Origin of the sequence: Mycobacterium heckeshornense (assembly GCF_016592155.1) — a bacterium.
GTDB classification, from domain to species: Bacteria; Actinomycetota; Actinomycetes; order Mycobacteriales; family Mycobacteriaceae; genus Mycobacterium; species Mycobacterium heckeshornense.
The window spans coordinates 1,279,223-1,296,283 of sequence record NZ_AP024237.1 but is presented as its reverse complement, the minus strand read 5'-3'; the positions used below and the strand labels follow the sequence as shown (position 1 = coordinate 1,296,283).

The following is a 17,061-nucleotide window of genomic DNA, read 5'->3' as shown; positions in this document are numbered from 1 at the left end:
CGCCCGGCTACGCCGCGCTGGCGATCGCCCCGGCATCACTCGGCCGCCATGTGTGGATAGCGGTGATCGGTGGCCGGGACAAATGTCTCCTTGATCGAGCGCGCCGACGTCCACCGCAACAGATTCAGCGGCGACCCTGCTTTGTCGTTAGTGCCCGAGCCCCGCGAACCGCCGAACGGCTGACGGCCCACCACCGCTGCGGTGGGCTTGTCGTTGACGTAGAAGTTTCCGGCCGCGAACCGCAGCCGCTGCTGCGCCGCCAACACCGCTTGACGGTCGTCGGCGATCACCGCGCCGGTCAATGCGTAACGCGAGCCGTGGTCGATGACCTCGAGGATCCGCTGGTAGTCGTCGTCGGGATAGACGTGCACCGCCAAGATCGGCCCGAAGTACTCCATAGCGAAGGCCTCGTCGGTAGGGTCGTCGCCAAGCAGCACCGTGGGTCGTACGAAATAGCCCTCGCTGTCGTCGTATTCACCGCCGACCGCGATCGTGACACCGGATGCGCTTTTGGCCCGTTCAATGGCATTAACGTTCTTGGTGAATGCGCGCCGATCGATCAATGCCCCACCGTAGTTGGACAAATCCGTGACATCGCCGTACCGCAATTCTGCGGTGGCGGCGAGAAAGTCGTCGCCCATCTGTTGCCACACCGAGCGGGCGATGAAGGCCCGCGACGCCGCCGAGCACTTCTGGCCCTGGTAGTCGAACGCGCCGCGGATCAGCGCGGTGCGCAGGACGTCCGGTCGCGCCGATGGGTGCGCAAGGACGAAGTCCTTGCCGCCGGTCTCCCCCACCAGCCTCGGGTAGCTGAGGTAGCGGGCGATGTTGGCCCCCACTTCGCGCCACAAATGCTGGAACGTGGCCGTCGACCCGGTGAAGTGGATACCGGCTAGCCGTGGATCAGCCAGTGCCACATCGGAAACCGCGTAACCATCGCCGGTCACCAGGTTGATCACCCCGGGCGGCAGCCCGGCGGCCTCCAGCAGCTGCATGGTCAGATAGGCCGCCAGGGTTTGGGTGATCGACGGCTTCCACACCACGGTGTTGCCCATCAGCGCTGGTGCGGTCGGCAAATTGCCGGCTATTGAGGAGAAATTGAACGGCGTGATCGCATAGACGAAGCCCTCCAGCGGACGGTAATCCATCCGATTCCACTCGCCCGGTGCGCTGAATGGCTGCTGCGCCAGGATCTGGCGGGCGAACGCGACATTGAACCGCCAGAAGTCGATCAGCTCACAGGGTGCGTCGATCTCGGCTTGATATGCGGTTTTCGACTGTCCGAGCATGGTGGCGGCGGCGATCTTTTCCCGCCACGGCCCGGCCAGCAGCTCGGCGGCGCGCAGAAAGACCGCGGCGCGCTCGTCGAAAGGCGTCGCGGCCCAGCTGTTCTTGGCCGCTATCGCCGCCTCGATCGCGGCTGCAGCATCGGCGTGGGTGGCGTTGGTGAGCGTGCCCAGCTTGTGCGCGTGCCGGTGCGGCTGGACGACGTCGATGCGTTCACCGTCGCCCATCCGGTGGCGGCCGGCTATGACGTGTGGGAGGTCGATCGCGTGGCCGGCCAGTGCGCTCAGTTGTGCACGCAGCCGGGCGCGTTCCGGCGAATCGGGTGCGTAGTCGTGGACCGGCTCGTTGGCCGGTACCGGTACCTCGGTGACGGCGTCCATGCAGCCAGAATCCCCCTCCGCCCGCTCCAAATGCTTGGCGGATCGAATAAAGCTGATAGCAATTCGTAGTAGGATCAGACAACATGGGGGCGGCCGGTGTGGGCTTGGGTCGGCTGCTGCTCGCCCTGGACGCCACGATGGTGAGCCTCGTGGACGCGCCGCGTGGCCTCGACCTGGCGGTGGCCTCGGCAGCGCTGATCGATGCCGACGATGTGCGGCTTGGCCTGTCGATGGGTGCCGATGCGGCCGACCTATTCTTCCTGCTCGGCATTACGGAGCAGCAGGCGCTGCACTGGATCGACCGCCAAACCAGCGGACCGGCGACGCGGGCCCCGGTGGCCGTCTTCGTCAAGAAACCGTCGGCTGCCCTGGTGGCGCATGCGGTCGCCGCCGGGATCGCGGTGGTGGCCGTGGAGCCCCGCGCTCGCTGGGAACGGCTGTACCGGTTGGTCAATCACGTCCTCGACCATCACCGCGACCGAGCCGACCCGTTCTCGGACTCGGACACCGACTTGTTCGGTCTGGCGCAGTCCATCGCTGACCGCGTCCACGGCATGGTCAGCATCGAAGACGAGCAGTCGCACGTGCTGGCTTACTCGGCCTCCAACGACGAGGCCGATGAGCTGCGGCGGCTGTCCATTCTCGGTCGCGCCGGCCCGCCCGAGCACCTGGAGTGGATCAGCCGATGGGGCATCTTCGACGCGCTCCATACCAGCGGTGAGGTGGTGCGTGTCGCCGCGCGCCCGGAACTGGGTTTGCGACCGCGGTTGGCCATCGGGATTCACCACCCGCCAGAAAATGACCGCCGGCCACCAGCTTTCGCGGGCACGATTTGGGTGCAACAAGGATCTCGGGCCTTAGCCGATGACGCCGAAGACGTGCTGCGCGGCGCTGCGGTGCTGGCCGCGCGGATCATGTCGAGGCTCGCAGCCCGGCCCTCGACACACGCGCTGCGGGTGCAGCAACTGCTGGGCCTGGCCGACAGCGATTCGCTCGGCGTCGCCGACTTGGCGCGCGAACTGGGCGTTGTCGCCGACGGCAACGCGGCGGTGATCGGCTTCCACGCAGCTGGTCATCATGCGCGGTTGCCCGATGTTGTGGCATTGAGCGCCAGTGCTTTTCGCGTAGACGCTCAGGTCACATCGAAAGGTGGCCGTATTTACGTGCTGTTTCCGCATGTCGCCAAGCCGCCGTCGGTGACGTCGTGGATTCGCGGCACGATCGACACTCTGCGTGCCGAGCTTGGCGTGCAGATGCAGGCGGTCATCGCGGCACCGGTCGCCGGATTGGGCGGGGCCGCGGCGGCACGGACAGAGGTTGACCGGGTGCTCGACACCGCCGAGCGTCATCCGCATGTGGTCGGTCAGGTGACGTCGGTTGCCGAGGCCCGCACCACGGTGCTGCTGGATGAAATCGTAGGGCTCGTCAGCGCCGACCAGCGACTCGTGGATCCCCGAGTGCGCGCGCTGTGTGCGCGGGATGCGGTGCTGGCCCGAACGTTACGGGTTTATCTGGACAGCTTCGGTGATATCGCCGTTGCGGCGCAGCGGCTGCACGTGCATCCCAACACGGTGCGCTACCGGATCCGCCGGATCGAGAAGCTGTTGTCGACGTCGCTGGCGGATCCCGATGTACGGCTGCTGTTCGCGCTGGGACTGCGAGCGGTCGAACGACAGTAGATCTCTGCGAGAAACTGTTCCACGGCGACCGCGGCATGCGCGGCGCGAGCAGACCCGAAGATGTCGAACGCGTGCTGCGCGAACGGCAACTCGGCGTACACGACCGGCTGGCGGCTGACCTCGCGCAGTCGCTCCGTGAAGCTGCGAGCCTGCTCGACCGGGATCAACGAATCGTTGCGACCGTGCAACACAAAAAACGGTGGTGCGTCAGGCGAAACGTAGGTAATCGGGGAAGCGGCGTAAAACGCTTCGGCGATTTCCCCCCGGCTGATCTTGAACACGTACTTGCCCAACGTTGCCGGCATGAGCGGGTGCAGCGAGCGGTCGGTTCGGCTGAAGTCGTACACACCGTAAAACGGCACTGCAGCCCGCACGCTGGTGTCGGCGTCTTCGAAACCGGGTTGAAACTGTGGCCGATTCGCGGTCAAGGCAGCCAATGCTGACAGGTGCCCACCCGCCGAACCGCCGGTGATGGCGATCCAGTCCGGATCTCCGCCGTATTCAGCGATATGCGCCTTGGTCCACGCCAGCGCGCGTTTGACGTCGACAATGTGGTCCGGCCAGGTCGAGCGTGGGCTGAGCCGATAGTTGATCGCGACGCACACCCAGCCCAGCTCGGCCAGATGACTCATCAACGGGTACGCCTGTTGGCGTTTGCTGCCGACCATCCACGCGCCGCCGGGAACCTGCAACAGCACCGGCGCCCGCGCATCCCGGTCCAGATCCGGACGCCGCCAGATGTCGAGGTAGTTCCGGCGACCATATGGGCCATAGCTGATGTCGGTGTCGTGGGCGTAGTCGCGGTAGATCCGGAACATGCGCACGACGCCGGGGTTCTTGGCGGTACCTGCGCCCGCCGGCTTCGTCCACAGATCGGCGGAGTCGGTGCGACGCTCGCTGCCCAGGCCTTCGTCCAGTGCCGCCGTCAGCGGCACGTTGGCCGTGCGGGCGATGCGATGCAACCCCAGCAGGCCCAGCCACGAGATGCCCGACACTGCCCAGTTCAACCAGCGCAGCCACGGTGGCAGGCGCCGCGACATCACCGCGATCGCCGCCAGATGAGCGCCGAGCATCTGCAGCGGAAGTTCGGAGGCGAACAAGCCATAGGCGAACGCAAAGAGCGAGGGGTAGCCGCGCTTGCTCAGTGGGCGATAACCGTTGGCGGCAAAGGCCAATCCGGCTAGCGAGACCAACACCGCGGCGATCCGCTTCAACGTCGCTCCCTCCTCACGATGGCACGCACGACCCGAAACCACTGGCTCAGGAATCTAATCATCCGCCGGCCGGAACAGCGGGCGCCGGGGTGAGCCAGCCTTAGAGCTGCCGACCGGGCTCGGCTGGCGCTCTTTGGGTGACGGCGTCGACCCACGACAGGATGATGGGCAGTCGTTAGGCTTGTTCCGGTTGTCGAACGACGTGATACACCGGGTCGACCATCGACAACGGGCTGCCTCCGCTTCGGCGTACCTTGCCCGTAACCCGCAGCAGTTGGCCGGGCTGAATATCGCCGCCCTGCCCGGGATGAAACGTGATGGCGATGTCACCACTGTCGTCGCCGACGACGATCCAGCGAAAAGTACGCCGGCGCTTGGTGATGTCCTCGACTTGGCTGACTCGTCCTTCGATGGTGGCCCGCTGGCCCTCGATCAAACCCCCGATGGGGATGACCACCGGCGGCCGCTCCGGGTGTTCGTATTCGTCGACGGTCTCTTCTTCGCCACGTGACACCCACGCCTCGACTTTGTCGAGCGCTCGTGCGATCCGCTGTTCGATGAGGTCGGGGAACGCTTCGGCGATCCGCGACTGCACGTCATAGGGCACGATCGTCGCCGCCGCGTCGGGAATCCGGCTGATCGCCCGGGCGATTTTGTCCGCGGTGCGGTCATGAAGCAGCCGTCCCAGCAGCGGGGCATACGTTCGGCGCGGCAACAGCACCGTCACATTGGTATCCGGGTGCTCGCTTAGCGCCCGCAGCACTAACTCTTGCGCTGCCCGGTTAAGCTGCCGATCCGGGCAGTCCACCACCCGCAGCCGGGTGTCGAGGTCGAAAAGATCCCAGCGCTTCCGTAACTGCGCGGCGTGCGCGGCGTCGACCATGAAGTGCACCGCGATCAGCTCATCGGCACGCAGCCCTTTGCCGTATCGCAGTGCCTCGAGAACCGCGAGATCAACGGAGCTGACAAACACGAACACCCGATGCCGCGCGTATTTCACCAGCTCGGGACGATCGGTGCGGAACATCTCCAAAATGGCGGCCTCTGCGCGGTATTCCCGATTCAGCCGGATCAGCACGAACACCAGCACCGGGAAGACGACGACCACCAGCCAGGCCCCCTCGGTGAATTTCGCCACCGCGAAGATCCCGACGATGATCGTCGACAGGATCCCCGCGGAGAGGTTGATCGCCAGCTTGTGCCGCCAGCCGGGTTCGCGGTGGCTCAGATGGTGTTTGGTCATCCCGTAACCGGCCATGGCAAACCCGGTGAACACGCCGATGGCGTAAAACGGCACCAGCGCGTTGACCGAGCCGCCGGTGACCACCAGCAGCAGCACCGACAGCGCGGTGAGGGTGATGATGCCGTTGGAGAACACCAAGCGATGACCGCGTTTGGTCAGCTGCCGCGGCAGAAAGCGGTCCTCGGCAACGAAACTGGCCAGTGCCGGAAACCCATTGAAACTGGTGTTGGCGCCGGTGAATAGGATTGCGGCGGTCGACGCCTGAACCAGGAAATACAAGACGTTGCCGATCACACCGTGGCCGAAGACTGCGCGGGCGACCTCGGAGAGCATCGATGGGTATTCGTCGACATACGGAGTGGCGTGGGTGACGTGGGTGAGGTAGGCGACACCGGCCAGCAAAAAACCCAGAATGCACGCCATGGCCGTCAGGACGTGACGGGCGTTGCGGCCCTGCGGCTTCCGAAAGACATTGACGGTGTTGGAAATCGCTTCCACACCGGTCAGCGACGAACCGCCGTTGGCGAACGCGCGCAGCAACACCAGAATCGTTGCGCCCATCACCAGCCCGCTGCCCTGGTGGACCGGTATCGCTCCGGGAATATGCTGCGGATCGTATGTCGGTAAGCCCCAGAAGGCTTCGCGGATGATGCCGGTCACGATCGTCAGCGCGATCATGATGACGAAGGAGTATGTTGACACCGCGAACGGCAGGCCGGCTTCGCGCAGCCCGCGCAGATTGGCGTAACAGATGAGTAGCACCACAGCCACAGTGATTTCCAAGCTGTAAGGGCCCAGAGCGGTTATCGCCGACACCACCGCCACCGTGCCCGCCGCCGACTGCACCGCCACGGTGACCACGTAGTCGATCAACAGCGCGGCGGCTGCGATCTGAGCCACCCGGGGCCCGAAGTTCTCCCGTGCCACCACGTAGGAGCCGCCGGCCCGGGTATAGGCCATCACGACTTGGCGGTACGACGCGGCCACCAGCACGAGGATCAACAGGATCACACCGGTGATCGGTAGGAGCAACGCGAACGCGGCCAGCCCGGCATGGGGCAGCAGCTCGATCATGATCTGTTCAGGACCGTACGCGGTAGACGAGATCGCGTCTGGCGAAAGAGCGCCCAGCGCAACAGAATTCGACAGTCTTTCAGTGGTCAGCTGTTCGCTGATCAGCGGCTTTCCGAGAAAGACGCGCTTGGCGACGTCGCCAATCGACAGCGGTGCGCTCACCCGGCGGGCCGATGTGGTCACGACACATCCTTACCTGATTGGGGAGCCGACCGAAAGCTCAGCCGATCGCCAGGGCACCGTCGGCGAGTTCGCCGAAGCGCTCGATGGCCTCGTCACCTTCGGCGTCGATGCCACGAAGCGGGCCCCGATCGGCCAGGTAGCGCTGCGCGTATAGCTGGGCGATCAGCGCCTTGCGGTCCGCCTGAGAGGTGGCCCGCTCCCAGGCGGCCTGTTCGGTCAGCAGCGCCCCGGCGTACACGTCACCCATGAATTGGGTCAACGCGAACAGCCGCGACTCGGCGACCTTGTCGGGCAGCTTGGCCCACGCGGTGATCGCCGCGTCGAGGTCCTCGACGCGGCGGCGCACCAGCCGGGTGGTGTCGTCGTCGTCGGACACCTCCATCGCGTCGTGTAGGCGCGCCAACAGCGGCTCGTGCGCCCGAGCGCGTTCGATGCCGCGCCGCACGTCCAGACAGAGGATGTGGTCCGGACCTTCCCAAATGGTGTTCACCTGGGCGTCGCGCAAAAGCCTGGCTACCGGCCAGTTTTCGATGTAGCCGTTGCCGCCGTGGATCTCGATCGCATCGGAGGCCATGGTGATGCCCAGCCGGCAGACCTTCAGCTTGGTGACCGGCACGGCGATGCGCTGACGCACCGGTCTTGGCTGGCGATGGTTGGCAAAACCGGTGCAGTCGAAGACCAGTGCTTGGGCGGCTTCGACGTCGACGATCATTTCGGCGAGCTTGCGGCGCATCAGCGGCTTGTCGACCAGTGCATCGCCGAACGCGCGCCGCGCCCGCGCGTAACACAGGGATTCCACCAGGGCGCGGCGCGCGTTGCCCAGCGCGAACAATGCGATACCCAGCCGTGCCGCGTTCGTCAGCTCCATCATCCGGCCCAGCCCTTTGCCGTCGGACGGGCCAGCGTCGACATTAGGCTCCCCGGACAGCAAAAATGCTTCGGCGTCAACGAATTCGATCTCACCTGAGGCGACCGAACGCGTGCCCAGCTTGTCTTTGAGGCGGCGAATCCGCACCCCGTTGGCCGAGCCGTCGCGGCGGGTCCGAAGCACCAGGAAAGTTGCCACGCCGCGGGTCGAGTCGGGCGCCCCTTCCGGTTTGGCCAGGACGACGAACACCTTGCCGTCGCAGTTAGAGGCAAACCACTTGAACCCGTTGAGCAGCCACGCGTCGCCGTGCCGCGTCGCGGTAGTTTCCAGCGCGCCGAGATCCGAGCCGCCGGTCCGCTCGGTCAGCAGTTGCGCGGTCTCCCCTTCCCACTCGCCGGATTCGAATTTGGCCAGCACGTGTTCGCGCACGTCGGGCGGTGCGTAGGCGGCGACTAGCGCCTTGACCATATTGGCGCCGGTGCCCAGCGCGCAGCCCATGCCGATGTCGGCCTGGTTGAGCATGTAGTTGGACGCGAACAACGGCAGCGCAGGATTAACTCCGGCTTCCCGGGCGTCGTCTTTGAGTGCCCGGTGGGCATCGAGGACGGCGCGCTTGGACGCGGTGAATGAGTGCGGCTGGATTACCCGGCTGATGTCGTGGCCCCACCGGTCGTAACGCTCGAGCCGCGGCGGGTTGCGGTCGGTTTCCTCGGCCCACCGCGCCACCGGGCCGCCCATCAGCTCGCCGATGCGAATCAAGTGTGGTTCGGCGAAGGCCAGCTCGTCGGGCTGCAAGTAGTAGGACATGGTGAACTGCAGCGTCGGATCGCTGCGATACCAGTTGAGACCGACGGCCCCCTGGTAGTTCTCGGTGCGGTAGCGGTCGGCCTTCTCGGGAGTGCTGAACGGCAGCCGGTCGACGGCCTCGACGTCGTAGTCGCTCATGCAGCGACCGTATTACACGGCGCTATGAAAGCCGGTCGACCGCCGCGGCGATCCGCTCGTCGGTGGCGGTCAGCGCCACCCGCACGTGGCGGGCGCCGCGCGGGCCGTAGAACTCGCCGGGGGCGGTCAAGATGCCGCGCCGGGCCAGCCAGTCGACGGTGTCGCGACACGGTTGGCCGCGGGTGACCCACAGGTAGAGCCCGGCTTCGGAGTGGTTGACACCAAACCCGGCCGCGCGAAGCGCCGGTAGCAGCGCTGCTCGCCGGCGGGCGTAGCGATCGCGCTGTTCGCGTTCGTGGGCGTCGTCGTCGAGGGCGGCGACCATGGCGGCCTGCACCGGTGTGGGCACCATCATCCCGGCATGCTTGCGCACCGCCAGCAACTCGGCCACCACATGCGGATCCCCGGCGACGAAGCCGGCCCGATACCCGGCCAGCGACGAGCTCTTCGACAGCGAGTGCACGGCCAGCAGGCCGCGGTGATCGCCGTCGCACACCGACGGATGCAGCACCGACAGCGGTTCGGTATCCCAGCCCAGCCCCAGGTAACACTCGTCGGACACCACCAGGACGCCGCGCTCGCGGGCCCAGCCGACGACCTTGCGCAGGTGGTCGGTGCCCAGGACGCGGCCGGTGGGGTTGCTCGGCGAGTTCAGATACACCAACGCCGGGGATTGCGGACCCAGCTGGGTCAGCGAGTCGGCGCGCAGCACGCGGGTGCCGGCCAGCCGGGCACCGACTTCGTAGGTGGGGTACGCCAGTTCGGGCACCACGACCAGGTCGGCGGCGGCCAATCCGAGCAGGGTGGGCAGCCAGGCGATGAGTTCCTTGGTGCCGATGACGGGCAGCACGGCCGTCTCCGACAGGCCGGTGACGCCGTAGCGCCGGCCCAAGGCGGCGACGATCGACCGGCGAAGCCTCGGCGTGCCCGCGGTGGCGGGGTATCCGGGTGCGGCGCTAGCGGCTGCCAGCGCCGCACGGATCAGCGGCGCGACCGGGTCGACCGGCGTGCCGACGGACAGGTCGACGATGCCGTCCGGATGTGCCTCGGCGACGGCCCTGGCGTCAGCCAGGGTGTCCCAGGGGAACTCCGGTAAGGTCGCCGACACACCCAGCCGGCGATCCACCAAGCCGCTCAGTCGCCCTCGCCCTGCGGCGGCAGATCCTTGACCACCTGCGGGTCGTTTTCGACCATGCCGACTTTCGCCGCGCCGCCGGGCGACCCGAGCTCGGCGAAGAAATCGGCGTTGATCTGCGTGTAGTGCGCCCACTGTTCCGGCACGTCGTCTTCGTAGAAGATCGCCTCGACAGGGCAGACCGGCTCGCACGCTCCGCAGTCCACGCATTCGTCGGGGTGGATGTACAGCATCCGAGCGCCCTCATAGATGCAGTCGACCGGGCACTCCTCGATGCATGCCTTGTCTTTGATGTCGACGCAGGGTTCGGCGATCGTGTACGTCACGAAGGTCTCCTCCATGTGCTGTTCGTGTGTGGCTGCTGTCTCGCCGCTCGGGAAAGGACGCCTGGGGTTGCTGACCGAACTCTCAGTGTGCCCTATCGCTTCGCTTGCGGGCGATGCGCTTCCGTCGATTACTGATACTAGACGTTGCATATACAATCCAACCACTGCCACCCGGTATGTGCGGCGGTGCAGTGCAACTAGTTGCATAGCATCCGTGGCGAGCCCTATGCTGCCGGCGTGGGGCTGCGCCACGCGATCCTGGTGTCCCTGTGCGAGCAGTCCGGTTCGGGCTACGAGTTGGCCCACCGGTTTGATCGCTCGATCGGGTATTTCTGGGCGGCAACCCACCAGCAGATCTACCGCACGCTGCGGACCATGGAGAACGACGGCTGGGTGCGCGCGACCCCGGTGGCGCAACAAGGCCGACCGGACAAGAAGGTCTACACCGTCTCTGACGCCGGTCGTACGGAGTTGGCCCGCTGGATCGCCGAGCCGCTCACCGGGCGGGGCAGTGCGTTAAGCGACACCCGCACCCGCGACATCGCCGTCAAAATTCGGGGCGCCGCATATGGCGACGCGGCTGCGTTACGCACCCAAATCGCCGCGCTGCGAGCCGAACACGCGGGTGTGCTTGACACCTACCGCGGCATGCAAAAACGCCAATTCCCTGATCCCTCGACACTGCGGGGCGCGGCGCTGCACCAGTATCTGGTGCTGCGCGGCGGCATCCGCGCCGAGGAAAGCGTGATCGACTGGCTCGACGAGGTGGCGGCCGCTTTGCAGGACCAGCCGTGACATATCCAAACCTGTTGTCTCCGTTGGATTTAGGCTTCACCACCCTGCGTAACCGAGTGGTCATGGGGTCAATGCACACCGGCCTGGAAGACCGTGCCCGCCATACCGATCGGCTGGCCTCGTATTTCGTCGAACGCGCCCGCGGCGGTGTTGGGCTGATCATCACCGGCGGCTATGCACCGAACCGTACCGGTTGGCTGTTGCCGTTCGCGTCGGAGCTGGTGTCCCCGGCCGAGGCCCGGCGGCACCGCCGCATCACCCGTGCGGTCCACGAGTCCGGCGCAAAGATTTTGCTCCAGATCTTGCACGCCGGACGCTATGCGTATCATCCGTTCGCAGTAAGCGCGTCGTCGCTCAAATCGCCGATCACCCCTTTTCGCCCACGGGCGTTGTCGCCGCGCGGCGTCGAGCGCACCATCGACGATTTCGTGCGCTGCGCGCAGCTGGCCCGCGAGGCCGGCTACGACGGCGTCGAAATCATGGGTAGCGAAGGGTATCTGCTCAACCAGTTCCTGGCGCCGCGCACCAACAAACGCACGGACGCCTGGGGTGGTACGCCCGCACACCGGCGGCGTTTCCCCGTTGAGATTGTGCGCCGCACCCGGGCTGCGGTCGGTCCGGACTTCATCATCTGCTACCGGATGTCGATGGCTGACTATGTCGAAGAAGGACAGAGTTGGGAGGAAACCATCGCGCTGGCAACAGAAGTGCAGGCCGCTGGTGCCACCATGATCAACTCCGGCTTCGGTTGGCACGAGGCGCGGGTCCCCACAATCGTCAGCTCGGTGCCCAACAGCGCGTTCGTCGACATCAGCGATGCGGTGGCCCGACGGGTCGGCATTCCGGTGGTGGCGTCGAACCGGATCAACATGCCCCAAGCCGCCGAACAGATTCTGGCCGATACCGCGGTGCAGCTGATCTCGATGGCTAGGCCGCTGCTGGCCGACCCGGAGTGGGTGCGCAAAGCACAGGCCGGTCGCGCCGAGGAGATCAACACCTGCATCGCCTGCAATCAAGCGTGTTTGGATCACGCGTTCGCCCACAAAGAGGTGTCGTGTCTGCTCAACCCGCGGGCCGGGCGGGAAACAACGCTGGTGCTCGGCCCCGTCCGACGCAGACGCTCGGTCGCGGTGGTTGGGGCCGGGCCGGCGGGTCTAGCGGCTGCGGTCAACGCCGCCCAGCGCGGCCACCATGTCACCCTGTTCGAGGCAGACGACGTCGTCGGCGGCCAGTTCGACCTGGCTAGACGAATTCCCGGCAAGGAGGAATTCGGAGAAGCCATCCGGTATTTCAGCACGATGCTGGCCAGGTCCGGGGTAGCCGTTCGGTTGGGCACACGGGTGGGGGTCGATGAGCTGATCGGCTACGACGACGTCGTGCTGGCGACCGGTGTGACGCCACGGATTCCCGCCATACCGGGGATCGACCACCCCATGGTGCTGACCTATGCCGAAGCGATCACCGCGGCCAGGCCGATCGGGCGCAGCGTGGCCGTCGTCGGTGCCGGCGGAATCGGCTTCGACGTCAGCGAATTTCTGGTGACCGATTCCTCGCCGACCCTCAACCTGGCGGAATGGAAGGCCGAATGGGGCGCGGCCGACCCGCAGTACGCGCGCGGCGCGCTGACTCATCCAATCCCCGCCCCGCCGGCCCGCCAGGTGTACCTGCTGCAGCGCAGCAAGGGACCGCAGGGGCGGCGGCTGGGCAAGACCAGCGGCTGGGTGCACCGAGCCTCGCTGAAAGCCAAAGGGGTGAGCCAACTTTCGTCGGTGAACTACGAGCGCATCGATGACGGCGGGCTGCACATCAGCTTCGGTCCGCGGCGTGAGCGGCCCCGGCTGCTCGCGGTTGACAACGTGGTGATCTGCGCCGGCCAAGAACCGGTGCGCGATCTAGAAGAAGGCTTGCGGCATAACCATATTGACCCGCACATCATCGGCGGGGCCGCTCTGGCGGTCGAGCTCGATGCCAAGCGCGCCATCCGGCAGGGCACCGAGCTGGCGGCGCGGTTGTAGGGCTGCTTCAGCCGCCGAAAAGGCCCACGATGCGGGCGTCCGCGATGGTCGCCTTGGCGATTGTCTGGGTGGCTTCCGGCGCGGGTGTGCTGGACGCCAATGTCAACGGGTGGTTCAACGCGTAAAGCTGGAAGCGGTAGTGATGCACCCCGGTACCGGCCGGCGGGCACGGGCCGAAGTACTCGGCCCTGCCGGCGGAGTTCAGGCTGACGCTCGCTCCCCGGGGAAGCGGGCCGTCACCGATTCCGGTGGTCGACGGCGGGATACCGGTGACCACCCAGTGGACGTACAGGCCGGCGGGCGCGTCGGGGTCGTCGACAACCAGCGCCAGCGACTGCGTGCCGGACGGCACATTGTCCCAACGCAGTGGCGGAGGCACATTGCGCCCCCGACAGGAGTACTCGGCCGGGATCTGGGTGTTGTCGGCAAACGCGGTACTGGTGACGGTGAACTTGCCCGGTTCGGCCGGGAGTGGTGACGTGCTCATCGCGGCTCCTGATGTGGTCGGGCCGGGACCATGCTGCGGGCTCACCGTTCCGCCGCCACATGCGGGAGCCGCACACAGCAGCAGCGCGGCAGCTGCCAGCACCACTCTCATGGGCGTGTGTATACCCGCTGCGCGGCCGTGGCGTAAAGGCTTCGCCAGCGCGTCTACCCCGCCCGCGGGCGCACAAATCCCGGCCCGCGGGATGTCGGCGTACCGACGCGCCCGCTCGCGGCACAACTTATGCCGCTAGAACCGCATAGGTGGTGGTGCGTTGGCGCGCGGGCCGGCCGATACCCTCGGCGATCGCGACCAGCTCCGGCACCGTCTTGGCCGACCCGTGTTCGGAGCCGGCCATCCGCGAGATGGTTTCCTCCATCAACGTGCCGCCCAGGTCGTTGGCGCCGCCGTTGAGCATCACCTGCGTGCCCTGCACGCCGAGTTTGACCCAGCTGGTCTGGATATGAGGAATCCGGCCGTGCAACATGATCCGCGCCAGCGCATGCACGGCGCGGTTGTCGCGATGGCTAGGGCCGGGCCGCGACGCGCCGGCCAGATACAGCGGCGAGTTCTGGTGCACGAACGGCAACGGCACGAACTCGGTGAAACCCCCGGTTCGGTCCTGGATGTCGCGCAGCACGTTCAGGTGGGCCACCCAGTGCCGTGGGCTGTCGACGTGGCCGTACATCATCGTCGAGCTCGACCGCAGACCGACTTCGTGGGCGGTGGTGACGATCTCGACCCACAGTGATGTGGGCAACTTGCCCTTGGTGAGCACCCAGCGCACCTCGTCGTCGAGGATCTCGGCCGCGGTGCCGGGGATGGTGTCCAGACCGGCCTCGCGCAGGCTGATCAACCATTCGCGAATGCTCAAGCCGCTTTTGGTGACCCCGTTGGCGATTTCCATCGGGGAGAACGCGTGCACATGCATCGACGGCACCCGCGCCTTGACCGCGCGCACCAGATCGGCGTATCCGGTGACCGGCAGCTCGGGATCGATGCCGCCCTGCATGCACACCTCGGTGGCGCCTTCGACATGGGCCTGCCATGCCCGCTCGGCCACCTCGGCCACGGACAGCGAATAGGCATCCGGGTCGCCTTTGCGCTGCGCGAAGGCGCAGAACCGGCAGCCCGTGTAGCAGACGTTGGTGAAGTTGATGTTGCGGTTCACGACGAAGGTCACGTCGTCGCCGACGGTATCGTGGCGCAGTGAATCCGCCAGTGCTGCAACGGCATCCAGGGCGGCACCCTCAGCAGTGGCCAGCGCCAGATACTCCGCGTCGGAGCAGCCCGCGGGGTCGCGCTCGGCTGCGCGCAACGCGGCCAGCACATCGGTGTCGATGCGTTCGGGCGCACGCACGGCCAGCTCGTGCACCTGCGCGCGGATGGAATCCCAATCCCCGAAGGCGCTGTCCAGATCGCTGCGGGTCTCGGTGCTGCGCCCTTCGACATCGATCGCCGCGTGCAGGTCTACCCGGCCCGAGGACGCCACGTCGTCGGGCTCCTGCCATGGCATCCCCACCGGTTTCACGTCGAGCGCCAGGCCGGTCGCCGGATCGGCCAGCGCCGTGACATGCCCGCGCACCCGCGGGTCGATCCATGCTGCGCCGGCTCGCACGTATTTGGGCTGGACGGTCAGCCGGGGCACCAGGTCGTATCCGGCTTCGGCGGTGACGGCGGCCAGTTCATCCAAAGCGGGCCAAGGTCGTTCGGGGTTGACATAGTCGGGGGTCAGCGGTGAGACACCACCCCAGTCGTCGACACCGGCCCCGATCAGCGCCAGGCATTCCTGGCGCGACACCAGGTTCGGCGGAGCCTGGATGCGCATTCCGGGGCCGAGCACCAACCGCGCGACCGCCACCGTCGCCAGGAAGTCATCGAAGCCCGCATCGGGCACCGATGCCATCGCCGTGTGCTCCTTGGCCCGGAAATTCTGCACGATCACTTCCTGGATGTGTCCGAACTCCTTGTGCGACTTTCGAATTGCGTGCAGCGTCTCGGCCCGCTCAACTAGGGTCTCTCCGATGCCGACCAGCAGCCCGGTGGTGAAAGGTATCGACAGGCGACCCGCATCGGTCAGCACCCGCAACCGAACCGCCGGGTCTTTGTCGGGGCTGCCGTAGTGCGGCAGACCCTTGGTTTCGAACAGCCGCCGCGACGTCGTCTCCAGCATCATTCCCATCGAGGGCGCCACCGGTTTGAGCCGCGACATCTCCGACCAGCTCATTACCCCGGGGTTCAGGTGCGGCAACAGGCCGGTTTCCTCGAGGACCCGGATCGCCATCGCGCGTACGTAGGACAGCGTCGAGTCGTAGCCGCGTTCTTCCAGCCACGCCCGCGCCTCCGGCCACCGCTCCTCGGGTCGGTCGCCGAGGGTGAAAAGTGCTTCTTTGCAGCCGAATTCACCACCACGACGGGCGATATCGACGATCTGGTCGGGTTCCAGATACATGCCGGCCCCTTGGGCGCGCAGTTTGCCCGGCACGGTGGCGAACGTGCAGTAGTGACAGGTATCGCGGCACAGACGGGTGATCGGGATGAACACCTTGGGCGAATAGGTGACGGGCAACCGGCCGCCAGGGCCGCGCCGTGCGGATGATTCCAGGCCGGCGTCGCGCACCCGCGCCGCGCTGCGGCACAGATCGGCCAGCTCCGCGCCGCGAGCGGTCATCGCCAGGGCGGCCTCGTCGACGTTGAGCGTCACCCCGTCGCGGGCACGCCGCAGCACGCGTCGCAGCGCGCTCGAGCCGGCGGCGCTAGTTTGCCGCGGAACGGCGGGGGTGGGCAGGTCGCTACTGCGTTGCGGGTTCAGGGCCACTCCCCGGTAACACTTGCCCGCTGCGAAATCATCCGCACCGCCTCACAATCTCCCTGTCTCGGCACCTGGCATGCCCGCCACATTAGACCTGACGGCCCGGTCCGTGCCTCGCCTGGGCGCGGCGTCGCCGCCAGAGCACGAGCCACACCGGCGGCACCACGCCCAACGCGATCAGCAGCACCGCGCCGTAGGCCATCACGCCGCGACCGCCGAGGATGATGTCGTCGCCGGGACCGCCCAAGGTCATCGCGGCAACGGTCAGCAGCCAGGTCCACAGCGGCAACGCGGCAACCCGCGCCGACGCGGTCCAATGCATCGCTGCCCACACCAGGACCGCGTTGACCAGGCCACTGAGCAATGCGCTTATCGGAAACGGAATCGCGCCGATGTAGCTGGGCAGCAGCAGGGCCGCGGCAAGTGCGGACAGCACTCCGTCGATAGCCAGCAGGGTGAGAACGACGATACGGATGGCGGGATCCGTCGCTTCGGTGTCACCACCCGAGGCGACGGTTGGCTCGGTCGCGGTCAGGTCGGGATGCTGTCGAGCTGCGCCACCAGAGAGGCGATCACCCACTGAAAATTGTCGAGTCGATCCTGCCAGTGCTGCATGTTGGG

Annotated in this window: 12 protein-coding genes; 3 read left to right on the top strand and 9 right to left on the bottom strand. The window is 66.6% G+C overall.

Annotated features, from left to right (window positions below; translation table 11 throughout):
* Nucleotides 1-35: 35 nt before the first annotated feature.
* The gene (gene pruA, locus MHEC_RS06295; RefSeq protein WP_048892392.1) at nucleotides 36-1,667 is read right to left on the bottom strand and encodes an L-glutamate gamma-semialdehyde dehydrogenase; all 1,632 of its coding nucleotides are present in this window, start codon (nucleotides 1,665-1,667) and stop codon (nucleotides 36-38) included.
* An 83-nt stretch (nucleotides 1,668-1,750) separates the two neighbouring features.
* Between pruA and MHEC_RS06290 the strand changes: the two genes are divergently transcribed.
* Nucleotides 1,751-3,346 (top strand): PucR family transcriptional regulator, encoded by a 1,596-nt coding sequence (locus MHEC_RS06290; RefSeq protein ID WP_048892391.1) that lies wholly within the window; start codon nucleotides 1,751-1,753, stop codon nucleotides 3,344-3,346.
* Here the strand turns inward: MHEC_RS06290 and MHEC_RS06285 are convergent.
* The 5 genes from MHEC_RS06285 to fdxA form a co-directional block, all read right to left on the bottom strand.
* On the bottom strand, nucleotides 3,244-4,560 hold the full coding sequence (locus MHEC_RS06285) for an alpha/beta hydrolase (RefSeq protein WP_048892390.1): 1,317 nt from the start codon (nucleotides 4,558-4,560) through the stop codon (nucleotides 3,244-3,246). The two genes, MHEC_RS06290 and MHEC_RS06285, sit on opposite strands and share 103 nt — an antisense overlap.
* A 175-nt stretch (nucleotides 4,561-4,735) precedes the next feature.
* Nucleotides 4,736-7,060 (bottom strand): APC family permease, encoded by a 2,325-nt coding sequence (locus MHEC_RS06280; protein WP_048892389.1) that lies wholly within the window; start codon nucleotides 7,058-7,060, stop codon nucleotides 4,736-4,738.
* Between the two features lie 37 nt (nucleotides 7,061-7,097).
* Nucleotides 7,098-8,873, bottom strand: a complete 1,776-nt coding sequence (locus MHEC_RS06275; protein ID WP_048892388.1) for an acyl-CoA dehydrogenase family protein — start codon at nucleotides 8,871-8,873, stop codon at nucleotides 7,098-7,100.
* Between the two features lie 22 nt (nucleotides 8,874-8,895).
* Nucleotides 8,896-9,981, bottom strand: a complete 1,086-nt coding sequence (gene dapC / locus MHEC_RS06270; protein ID WP_048892409.1) for a succinyldiaminopimelate transaminase — start codon at nucleotides 9,979-9,981, stop codon at nucleotides 8,896-8,898.
* Between the two features lie 26 nt (nucleotides 9,982-10,007).
* Complete coding sequence (fdxA, locus tag MHEC_RS06265) at nucleotides 10,008-10,334, bottom strand: ferredoxin (protein ID WP_048892408.1); 327 nt, start codon at nucleotides 10,332-10,334, stop codon at nucleotides 10,008-10,010.
* A 237-nt stretch (nucleotides 10,335-10,571) separates the two neighbouring features.
* Between fdxA and MHEC_RS06260 the strand changes: the two genes are divergently transcribed.
* Nucleotides 10,572-11,129 (top strand): PadR family transcriptional regulator, encoded by a 558-nt coding sequence (locus tag MHEC_RS06260; RefSeq protein ID WP_048892387.1) that lies wholly within the window; start codon nucleotides 10,572-10,574, stop codon nucleotides 11,127-11,129.
* Entirely contained in the window at nucleotides 11,126-13,144 is a 2,019-nt protein-coding gene (locus MHEC_RS06255; RefSeq protein WP_048892386.1) for an NADPH-dependent 2,4-dienoyl-CoA reductase, read from the top strand. The genes MHEC_RS06260 and MHEC_RS06255 overlap by 4 nt, the downstream gene beginning before the upstream one ends.
* A 7-nt stretch (nucleotides 13,145-13,151) precedes the next feature.
* Here the strand turns inward: MHEC_RS06255 and MHEC_RS06250 are convergent, their stop codons facing one another.
* The 3 genes from MHEC_RS06250 to MHEC_RS06240 all read right to left on the bottom strand — a co-directional run bounded on the left by MHEC_RS06250 (nucleotide 13,152) and on the right by MHEC_RS06240 (nucleotide 17,020).
* On the bottom strand, nucleotides 13,152-13,742 hold the full coding sequence (locus tag MHEC_RS06250; RefSeq protein WP_048892385.1) for a YbhB/YbcL family Raf kinase inhibitor-like protein: 591 nt from the start codon (nucleotides 13,740-13,742) through the stop codon (nucleotides 13,152-13,154).
* Between the two features lie 127 nt (nucleotides 13,743-13,869).
* Complete coding sequence (locus MHEC_RS06245) at nucleotides 13,870-16,446, bottom strand: bifunctional FO biosynthesis protein CofGH (protein ID WP_071700396.1); 2,577 nt, start codon at nucleotides 16,444-16,446, stop codon at nucleotides 13,870-13,872.
* Between the two features lie 82 nt (nucleotides 16,447-16,528).
* Entirely contained in the window at nucleotides 16,529-17,020 is a 492-nt protein-coding gene (locus MHEC_RS06240; RefSeq protein WP_048892383.1) for a hypothetical protein, read from the bottom strand.
* Between the last annotated feature and the right edge of the window lie 41 nt (nucleotides 17,021-17,061).

Coding starts and splice junctions, on each gene's coding strand:
- MHEC_RS06275 (WP_048892388.1), bottom strand. CDS start 8,873: ATGAGCGACTACGACGTCGAGGCCGTCGACCGGCTGCCGTTCAGCACT.
- MHEC_RS06290 (WP_048892391.1), top strand. CDS start 1,751: ATGGGGGCGGCCGGTGTGGGCTTGGGTCGGCTGCTGCTCGCCCTGGAC.
- MHEC_RS06250 (WP_048892385.1), bottom strand. CDS start 13,742: ATGAGAGTGGTGCTGGCAGCTGCCGCGCTGCTGCTGTGTGCGGCTCCC.
- pruA (WP_048892392.1), bottom strand. CDS start 1,667: ATGGACGCCGTCACCGAGGTACCGGTACCGGCCAACGAGCCGGTCCAC.